The 8639-nt window shown below is 73.9% G+C and carries 9 protein-coding genes; 6 read left to right on the plus strand and 3 right to left on the minus strand.

From position 1 onward, the window contains the following. Positions 1 to 66: 66 nt before the first annotated feature. Genes OG710_RS01050 through OG710_RS01065 form a run of 4 tightly spaced genes read left to right on the plus strand, consistent with a single transcriptional unit; the run spans position 67 to position 4271 of the window. Positions 67 to 822: a (5-formylfuran-3-yl)methyl phosphate synthase gene (locus OG710_RS01050; protein WP_330242122.1), complete on the plus strand. Its 756-nt coding sequence runs from the start codon at positions 67 to 69 to the stop codon at positions 820 to 822. A gap of 31 nt (positions 823 to 853) precedes the next feature. After that, positions 854 to 2251: an aldehyde dehydrogenase family protein gene (locus tag OG710_RS01055; RefSeq protein WP_330242123.1), complete on the plus strand. Its 1398-nt coding sequence runs from the start codon at positions 854 to 856 to the stop codon at positions 2249 to 2251. After that, positions 2248 to 3363 (plus strand): NAD(P)-dependent alcohol dehydrogenase, encoded by a 1116-nt coding sequence (locus OG710_RS01060; RefSeq protein ID WP_330237652.1) that lies wholly within the window; start codon positions 2248 to 2250, stop codon positions 3361 to 3363. Before OG710_RS01055 ends, OG710_RS01060 begins: the two co-directional genes overlap by 4 nt. Then, the gene (locus tag OG710_RS01065; protein WP_330237653.1) at positions 3360 to 4271 is read left to right on the plus strand and encodes a class I SAM-dependent methyltransferase; all 912 of its coding nucleotides are present in this window, start codon (positions 3360 to 3362) and stop codon (positions 4269 to 4271) included. The genes OG710_RS01060 and OG710_RS01065 overlap by 4 nt, the downstream gene beginning before the upstream one ends. A 12-nt stretch (positions 4272 to 4283) precedes the next feature. Here the strand turns inward: OG710_RS01065 and OG710_RS01070 are convergent, their stop codons facing one another. Both OG710_RS01070 and OG710_RS01075 read right to left on the minus strand, forming a co-directional pair. Then, entirely contained in the window at positions 4284 to 4787 is a 504-nt protein-coding gene (locus OG710_RS01070; RefSeq protein WP_330237654.1) for a GNAT family N-acetyltransferase, read from the minus strand. 56 nt (positions 4788 to 4843) lie between these two features. After that, positions 4844 to 5791 carry an aldo/keto reductase gene (locus OG710_RS01075; protein ID WP_330237655.1) on the minus strand — a complete coding sequence of 316 codons (948 nt, stop codon included), beginning with the start codon at positions 5789 to 5791 and terminating at the stop codon, positions 4844 to 4846. 77 nt (positions 5792 to 5868) lie between these two features. Here OG710_RS01075 and OG710_RS01080 point away from each other — a divergent pair, with 77 nt between their 5' ends. Together OG710_RS01080 and OG710_RS01085 are read left to right on the plus strand one after the other, a co-directional pair. Then, positions 5869 to 6669: a GNAT family N-acetyltransferase gene (locus tag OG710_RS01080; protein WP_330237656.1), complete on the plus strand. Its 801-nt coding sequence runs from the start codon at positions 5869 to 5871 to the stop codon at positions 6667 to 6669. A 162-nt stretch (positions 6670 to 6831) separates the two neighbouring features. Then, positions 6832 to 8031 carry a hypothetical protein gene (locus tag OG710_RS01085; protein ID WP_330237657.1) on the plus strand — a complete coding sequence of 400 codons (1200 nt, stop codon included), beginning with the start codon at positions 6832 to 6834 and terminating at the stop codon, positions 8029 to 8031. Positions 8032 to 8124: 93 nt separating this feature from the next. On the opposite strand, the gene OG710_RS01090 is transcribed toward OG710_RS01085, so the two are convergent. Then, positions 8125 to 8574, minus strand: a complete 450-nt coding sequence (locus OG710_RS01090; protein ID WP_111335009.1) for a spore-associated protein — start codon at positions 8572 to 8574, stop codon at positions 8125 to 8127. Between the last annotated feature and the right edge of the window lie 65 nt (positions 8575 to 8639).

The following is an 8639-nucleotide window of genomic DNA, read 5'->3' on the forward strand; positions in this document are numbered from 1 at the left end:
GGTCAACCAGCTGATCCGTCCGTCCGCCCTTCCGGGCCGGCGGGCGGACGGCGGAAGGAGCCCATGGTGTTGCTGCTCATCTCTCCGGACAGCGTCGAGGAAGCCGTCGACTGCTCGAAGGCCGCGGAACATCTGGACATCGTCGATGTGAAGAAGCCCGACGAGGGGTCGCTCGGCGCCAACTTCCCCTGGGTGATCCGGGAGATCCGGGACACGGTCCCGGCCGGTACACCGGTGTCGGCGACCGTCGGGGACGTCCCGTACAAGCCGGGCACGGTGGCCCAGGCGGCGCTCGGCGCCGTCGTCTCCGGCGCCACGTACATCAAGGTGGGTCTCTACGGGTGTACGACGCCGGACCAGGGGATCGACGTCATGCGGGCGGTCGTGCGCGCGGTGAAGGACTACCGTCCCGAGGCGCTGGTCGTCGCCTCCGGGTATGCCGACGCCCACCGCGTCGGCTGCGTCAATCCGCTCGCCCTCCCCGACATCGCGGCCCGCTCCGGGGCCGACGCGGCCATGCTCGACACCGCCGTCAAGGACGGGACGCGGCTGTTCGACCACGTCCCGCCGGACATGTGCGCCGAGTTCGTCGGGCTCGCCCACGCCGCCGGGCTGCTCGCGGCCCTCGCGGGCAGCGTCAAGCAGGCCGACCTCGCGACGCTGACCCGGATCGGGACGGACATCGTGGGGGTGCGCGGGGCGGTCTGCGAGGGCGGCGACCGCAATGCAGGAAGGATTCGGCCGCATCTGGTGGCCGCGTTCCGGGCGGAAATGGACCGGCACGCCCGCGAGCACGCGGCCGGCGTCACCGTCGCGGGCTGACCGCCCGGTGAACACCGACGCGACCGACGCGTTGTGCGAGGAGCGCGCGCCCGCCCGCCGGGGCGCGCGGTTCGCGGTCGTCGACCCGGCCACCGGGGAGACCTTCGGCGAAGCCCCCGACCAGCACCCGGACGAGCTGGACGCGGTGATCGGCCGGGCCCACCGGGCCTGGACCGGCTGGCGGGCCGACCCCGCCGCCCGCAGCCGGGCCCTGCCGGCCGCCGCCGACGCCGTGGAGGCCGCCGCCGACGACCTCGCCCGGCTGCTCACCCGCGAGCAGGGCAAACCCCTGGCCGAGTCGTACGCGGAGACCGCCCGCACGGCGGCCCGGCTGCGGTACTTCGCGGAGCTGGCCCCGAGGACGCGGCGGATCGACGACGGCCGGCCGGTGCGCAGCGAGGTCCGCTGGCGCTCCCTGGGGCCGGTCGCCGCGATCGTGCCGTGGAACTTCCCGCTGCAACTGGCGGCGGCGAAGTTCGCGCCCGCGCTCGCGGCGGGCAACACGATGGTCCTCAAGCCGTCCCCGTACACCCCGCTCGCCACCCGGCTGCTGGGGTCCGTGCTGGCCGGGGTGCTGCCCGAGGGGGTGCTGACGGTCGTCACCGGGCGCGAGCCGCTCGGGGCGCGCCTGGCCGCCCATCCGGGCATCCGGCATGTCACGTTCACCGGTTCGGTGGCCACCGGGCGGGCGGTGGCCGGGGCGGCGGCGGGCTCCCTGGCCCGCGTGACCCTGGAGCTGGGCGGCAACGACGCGGCCGTGCTGCTCGACGACGTCGATGTGGAGGGCATCGCGGACCGGCTGTTCTGGGCGGCGTTCCGCAACTGCGGGCAGGTGTGCATGGCGGTGAAGCGGGTGTACGCGCCCGCGCGGCTGCACGCGGAGGTGGTGGAGGCGCTCGCGGCGCGGGCCAAGGCCGTCGCGGTCGGCAGCGGCCTGGACCCGGACGTCCGGCTGGGTCCGGTCAACAACGCCCCGCAGCTGGACCGCGTCGTGGAGCTGACCGCACGGGCCCTCGCGGACGGTGCGCGCGCCGCGGCCGGCGGGCACCGGCTGGACGGGCCGGGGTACTTCTTCGCGCCGACCGTCCTGACCGATGTGCCGCCCGGCAGTGCGGTGGTGACGGAGGAACAGTTCGGGCCCGTCCTGCCGGTGCTGCCGTACGGGGACGTCGACGAGGCGGTCGCCGCGGCCAACGGCACCGGCTTCGGGCTGGGCGGCTCCGTCTGGGGCACCGATCTCGACCGGGCCGGGGAGGTCGCCGGCCGGCTGGAGTGCGGCACGGCGTGGATCAACCACCACGCCGAGTTGTCCCTCGCCCAGCCGTTCGCCGGGATCAAGGACAGCGGCGTCGGGGTGGCGGGCGGGCCGTGGGGGCTGTACGGCAATCTGCGCCCGTTCGTCGTCCACCGCCCGGAGGCCGACGCATGACGCCCACGCGGTTCCGCGCGGCGGTGCTGCGCTCGTACGAGGAGCCGTTCGCGGTCGAGGACGTCGTGCTGGACGGCGCGCTCGCCCCCGGTGAGCTGCTGGTCGAGATCGCCGGGTGCGGGATGTGCCGGACCGATCTCGCGGTCCGGCGGTCGGCGGGCCGCAGCCCGTTGCCGGCGGTCCTGGGTCACGAGGGGTCCGGGGTCGTCGTGCGGACGGGCGGCGGCGCGGAGTCGCGGATCGGCGTCGGCGACCATGTCGTGCTCGGCTTCGACTCGTGCGGGTACTGCCGCGGTTGCCTGGGCGGCGCCCCCGCCTACTGTGACTTCTTCGCCTCCCTCAACCTCTTCGGCGGGCGGGCGCAGGAGCCGGCCCGGCTGACCGGTGCGGACGGGAAGGAGCTGGCTCCCCGCTGGTTCGGCCAGTCCTCGTTCGGCGCGTACGCGCTGGTGTCCGCCCGCAACGCCGTCCGCGTCGACCCGGCGCTGCCGGTCGAGCTGCTGGGGCCGCTCGGCTGCGGGTTCCTCACCGGGGCCGGGGCCGTCCTGAACACCTTCCGCGCCGCGCCCGGCGACACCCTGGTGGTGCTGGGCGCGGGGGCGGTGGGACTGGCCGCGGTCATGGCGGCCGGGGCCGTCGGGGTGCCGTCCGTCGCGGTGGACCGGCATCCCGAACGGCTGGCGCTCGCCGAGCGGTTCGGCGCGCTCCCGCTGTCGGCCGGTACGGCCGGTCTCGCGGAGCGCATCCGCCGGCTGACCGACGGCGGCGCGCGGTACGCGCTCGACACGACGGCGTCGCCGCGGCTCGTCAACGAGGCCCTGTGGGCGCTGCGGCCCACCGGCACGCTGGGCCTGGTGGCACGGCTGCACAGCCCGCTCGCGCTGGAGCCGGGCACGCTGGACCGGGGCCGCGCCGTCCGGCACATCTGCGAGGGGGACGCGGTGCCGGCGCTGCTGATCCCCGTACTGACCGGGCTGTGGCGGGCCGGCCGGTTCCCCTTCGACCAGCTGATCCGTACCTATCCCCTGTCCGACATCAACGAGGCCGAACGCGACTGCGAGGCGGGCCGGGTCGTCAAACCCGTCCTGCTCCCGGAAGGAAGGACCCCATGAACGAGGTACTCGGCACGATAGCGGCGAGCCCGGACACGGCGGGCGTGGACGGGGGTGTGGGCCTGACCGCGCTGCTGGTGGCCGCCGCCCGGTCGATCGAGACGCACCGCCGGGACAGCCTGGCCCGCGATGTGTACGCCGAGCACTTCGTGCGGGCGGCCCCGGCGTGCGCGGGCTGGCCGGTGCGCATCGAGCAGGTCCCGGACGGGGACGCCGACCCGTTGTGGGGGCGGTTCGCCCGGTACTTCGGACTGCGTACACGGGTGCTGGACGACTTCGTCGTACGGTCGGTGCTCGCGGGCGCCCGGCAGGTGGTGCTGCTCGGCGCCGGCCTCGACACGCGGGCGTTCCGGCTGGACTGGCCGCCGGACTGCGTGTTCTACGAGATCGACCGGGCGGGTGTGCTGGCCTTCAAGCACCGGGTGCTGGCGGACGCGGCGGCCGTCCCGAGGGCGAAGCGGGTGCCGGTCGCCGTCGATCTGCGGGACGACTGGGCGACCGCGCTGACCGGTGCCGGGTTCGAGGCCGGCGCGCCGAGCGTCTGGCTGGTGGAGGGCCTGCTGTTCTATCTGCCGGGCGCCGCCGAGACGTATCTGATGGACACGGTGGATCTGCTGGCCGCCGGGGGCAGCGCGCTGGCCTTCGAGGCGAAGCTGGAGGCGGACCTCATGGTGTACCGGGACAGCGCGACCTACACGGCGACGCGCGAGCAGATCGGCATCGACCTGCTCGACCTCTTCGACAAGGGCCCCCGGCCCGATTCGGCGGGCCGTCTCGCGGCCAGGGGCTGGTCCGCCGCCACGCACACCCCGTTCGAGTTCACCCGCCGCCACGGGCGCGGCCCGCTGCCGGAGCCGAATGACGCGCTGGAGGGGAACCGGTGGGTGTTCGCCCACCGCCGCCGCTGACGGCGGCCGGCTCTACGGCAACGCGCGGGTGAGCCAGGCGACTTCGCCGTTCTCCTCGGTGGAGAAGTGGTCGTGGACGAAGCCGAGCTTGTCCAGGACGCGCAGCGAGGGCGTGTTCCAGGTGGCGACGGTCGACCAGAGCCGCCGGCGCCCGGTCGCGGCGGCGGCGCCGACCACGGCGCGGGCGGCCTCGGTGGCGTAACCCCGGTGGTGCGCGCGGCGCAGCAGTTCGTAGGCGATCTCCGGCTCCTCCCGGGTGGAGCGGCCGATGATCAGTCCGCAGTAGCCGATGAAGTCGCCCTCCTCCTTGCGCTGGACGGGGAGGAGGGCGATCCGTGTGTGCTCGGTGGCGGCGAGCAGTCCGGCGATCGCCTTCCGGCAGCGCTCGACGGTGTACGTCTCCTTGCCGCGTTCGGTCAGGAGCTCACTGAACTCGGCGGCGTCCGCTTCGTCCCAGGGGCGCAGGATCAGCCGTTCGGTCTCCAGGTGGTACGGCATGGTCTCGTAGGTGGCCATGCCCCCACTCTGCCCCGCCGGGGCCGTGCCGGGCAGGGCGCCCCCGGACCTCCGCGCTAGCGGGCGTCCTCGAAACGGGCGAGGTGCTCCTCCGTGAGGCGGACGTCGCGGGCCGCCAGGGCCTCCTCGGCATGGGCCACCCGGCTCACTCCGACAATGGGGGCGATGCCCTGGCGGTGCAGCCAGGCCAGGACGACCTGGTTCTTCGTCGCGGAGACCTCCGCGGCCACCTCGTCCAGGACCGCGAGCATCCGGGTGGTGCCGGGGTGGTCGTACGTGTCGGGGAACTGCTTGTCCGGACGGGTGTAGGCGCCCCACAGCAGCGAGCTGTACGCCCACACGTCCAGCCCCTCGGAGCGGGCCAGGTCCAGGTCCTCGGGCGTGAGCATGCGGTGGGCGCTCTCGGCGAGCGGTGTGGACGGGCGGGGCTGTACGAGGGAGTGGCGCAGCTGCACCGCGGTCCAGGGCTCCACCCCCTGCTGCCGGGCCAGCGACCGGCCGCGCTCGACGCGCCAGGCGGTGTGGTTCGCCGCGCCGACCCGCAGGGCCGTTCCCTTGGCGACCAGTTCGCCGAAGGCGCCCACCGTCTCCTCCAGCGGCACCGTGCGGTCCTCGGCGTGTGCCCAGAGCAGGTCCACATGGTCGGTGCCGAGGCGTTCCAGGCTCTCCGCCATGCCCGCGTGGACGGCATGGGCCGACAGTCCTTCGGCGCTCTCCGGCCAGGCGTGCGGTACCAGCGGGTTCTGCCGGACCTTCGTCGCGATGCGCACGGACTCGCGGGCGCCGGGCCGGGCCCGGAGCCAGTCGCCTATGACCCGCTCGCTGGCCCCGCCGACACCGCTGGGGTCGGCCCAGAAGGAGTAGCAGTTCGCGGTGTCGAGCCATTCGCCGCCGCCCTCCACGAAGGCGTCGAGGATGGCGAAGGAGGTGGCTGCGTCCACCTGGGTGCCGAAAGCCATGGCACCGAGGACGATCTGCGGGTTCGTGTTGTTCGCGCTGTTCATGTCCCTCATGCTCGGTGCTGAAGTGCGCTCGAAGTCAAGTCCCCTTTCTCGCACGCTCTCTACCCCGAGGAGTTGTGGTGGCGGATCTCGCCGACGCGGTCGAATCGATGGAGCAACTCGCCGTGGGCTGGCGGTCCCTGGTGCTCGACCGGGACGCCGGAGCGGACGTACGCGATCTGCCCGGAATCGCCGTGCGCTGGGCCGACTGCGCGTTCCCGTTCTGGAACTGCCTCACGCTCACCGAGACCGGCACCGGTGCCGCCCTCGCCGGGGAGCGCCTGCGCCAGGCGGCGGACATCATGCGGGCGAAGACGCGGCCCGGCTTCCTCTGGGTCTTCGACGACCTCCTGGACGAGGACGCCCGCGCCACACTGGACGCGGCGGCCGAACGGGTCGGCCTGGTCCATGCCTTCCCCGGCACCGGCATGGCCGGCGATCTGCTCCCGCTGCCCGAACCGTCGCACCCCGAGCTGGAGTTCGTACGCGTCGCCGACGACGCGCAGCTCCTCGCCTACGCGGACCTCAACTCTCGCGCGTACGGCTTCCCGCTGGAGGCCGGCCGCGACGGCCTCGCCGGCTCCGCGCTGTGGAAGAGCGGGGTCCACGCCTATCTGGGGTTGCGGCAGGGCGAGCCGGTGACCTGCGCCGCCACCGTGGAGGCGGCGGGCCGGCTCTTCGTGGTGCTCGTCGCCACCGATCCGCGCTGGGAGCGCCGGGGATACGGCGAGGCGGTGACGCGCAAGGCGCTGTACGAGGGCGGCCGCGCCACCGGCCTGACCCGCGCGACGCTGCACGCGACGGCGGCGGGCGCGCCGGTCTATCCCCGGATCGGCTTCGTGCCGAACACCGCGATGCGCTTCTACGGGCTGCCCGCCTGACCCCGGTACGCCCCTGCCCGTTTGTCACAGAACCGTGGCATTCGGCGTCGCAACCCGCGGCCCGGACGGCCTGTCCAACTGGGTGGGACGACGGGCCGAACCACCCGTCGCCGGTGGGCGCGGCATCCGGCCGCGCCACATACCTGACCGGGGGGAAATACCTTGAACACCACTGCGCACACCCTGCGTTCGTCGCTCGCGGTCATGGGGGCCGGGCTGCTGCTGGCCGTCACCGGAGCCGCCCTGGCCCCGGTCGCCCTGGCCGACACGGGCGCGCCGACGCTGGAGGTGGACACCGCCGCGCCCGCGGAGATCGGCGGCGGCGGGCTGCCGGTCGCCTTCACCACCACGGCGTCCAACACCGGCACGACCGACACCTCCTCGGCACGGCTGATCTACCGCATCGACGGGGGCAACGGGCTGACCGAGAACTCCCTGAGCCTGGAGTACCGGCTCGACGGCAAGGACTGGAAGCCGATCCCGCTGAGCATCGTCGAGGGCACGGTGTACGGCGGTGAGCTGCCCGAGCCGTTCCCGCTCGCCGCGGGCGCCTCGCGGACGGTGCAGCTGCGTCTCGGGATGCCGATGGGCACCCCGCACCACGGCGACAGCAACGGCGGCGCCGACCGTCTGAAGCTGACGACGATGATCTCGCACGGTGCCTCCGGCGCCGCCGGCGACAGCGAGGTGGACGAGGTCGCGGTCGAGGGGCTGACGTCCCGGCTGTCCGGTGTGCCCGCGACCGCGACCGCCGGCGGGGCGGCCATCACCTTCCGGGCCACCGTCGACAACCCGACGCCCTCGGCGTACGAGAACGTCACCGATGTGCTGTTCACCAACCGTCACACCACCGTGCAGGTCCTGCGCTCCGGCACGTGGACGACGCTCGAACCGATCACCTCGCCCGCCGAACCGGATGTCTACGGCTTCGACGTCATCGGCAAGGACGTCTCCATCCCCGCGCACGGCAGCGCGTCCGCCGAAGTGCGGGTGACCTATCTCAAGGACGCGCCGGCCGGGAAGACCGAGCTCTCGCCGTGCGCGATCGTCAACGAGGGCGACATCCCGTTCCGGGGCATCACCTCGTGCGGCGACCCGGCGTCGGTCCTGGTGAAGGCGGCGGCCACCACCTCCCCCACCGGCAGCCCCACCCCCACGGCCACCGCCACCGTGTCGCCCTCCCCCACCCCGGCGGTCAGCCGCTCGGGCGGCGCGACGTCGTCCGGGATGACCGCGCAGCTGGCGCGGACCGGCAGCGGCGGTGTCTCCGCGACCGCGATCACGGCGGCGGGCCTGGTCGCGGTCGGCGCGGGCGCCCTCGGCTTCACCGCCGTACGCCGGCGGCGCGGCGACCGCGTCTGACCAGCGCGGACCGGGGCCGGCCCTCGTGGCGGACGGCACCGCGCGGGACCGCCCCCGGCGGCTGCCGGGGGCGGTCCCTGTGAGCGGCGCGGATCAGCGAACTTCGAGGGTCCGCTGCTCCTTCAGCGACGCGCAGTTGGAGTTCTCCACGGAGGCGTACACATTGCCGATGTGGCCGCCCCAGCTGACGCAGTGGCCCTTGCCGTAGGCGTAGACCGGGCCGGCGTAGGAGGTGTAGGTCCCGTCGTCCGACGTGGACTCACCGGTGTCGGGGACGTAGAGGTAGGCACCCATGCTCTTCGCGGTGCCCGGAGTGGATCGGATGGTGACGACGCAGTTCTTTCCGTTCGAGGCGTTGTAGGTCAGGTACACCGTGCCGAGGTTGCCCACGGAGGTCGTGTTCACGGTCTTGTAGGCCGTGCCGCAGACCCCTTGCGGGGTGACGTTCGGCGCGGCGGAGGCCGTCGTGCCGAAGGCGGCGGTGGCGGCCACCAGGAGCGTGGTCAGCGCTCCGGCGGTGGCGGCAGTACGGATCTTTCGCATATTTCCCCCTTGCGGTTCGGGGAGCCTTTTGCTCCCACTTGATAGGACATCCGGAGGGCGCGGAT

This window comes from Streptomyces sp. NBC_00525 (genome assembly GCF_036346595.1).
Taxonomy (GTDB): domain Bacteria; phylum Actinomycetota; class Actinomycetes; order Streptomycetales; family Streptomycetaceae; genus Streptomyces.

Bases quoted from the DNA above. Each gene is read 5' to 3' on its own strand.
- OG710_RS01060 (WP_330237652.1), top strand. From the start codon at position 2,248: ATGACGCCCACGCGGTTCCGCGCGGCGGTGCTGCGCTCGTACGAGGAG.
- OG710_RS01065 (WP_330237653.1), top strand. From the start codon at position 3,360: ATGAACGAGGTACTCGGCACGATAGCGGCGAGCCCGGACACGGCGGGC.
- OG710_RS01070 (WP_330237654.1), bottom strand. From the start codon at position 4,787: ATGGCCACCTACGAGACCATGCCGTACCACCTGGAGACCGAACGGCTG.
- OG710_RS01075 (WP_330237655.1), bottom strand. From the start codon at position 5,791: ATGAACAGCGCGAACAACACGAACCCGCAGATCGTCCTCGGTGCCATG.
- OG710_RS01090 (WP_111335009.1), bottom strand. From the start codon at position 8,574: ATGCGAAAGATCCGTACTGCCGCCACCGCCGGAGCGCTGACCACGCTC.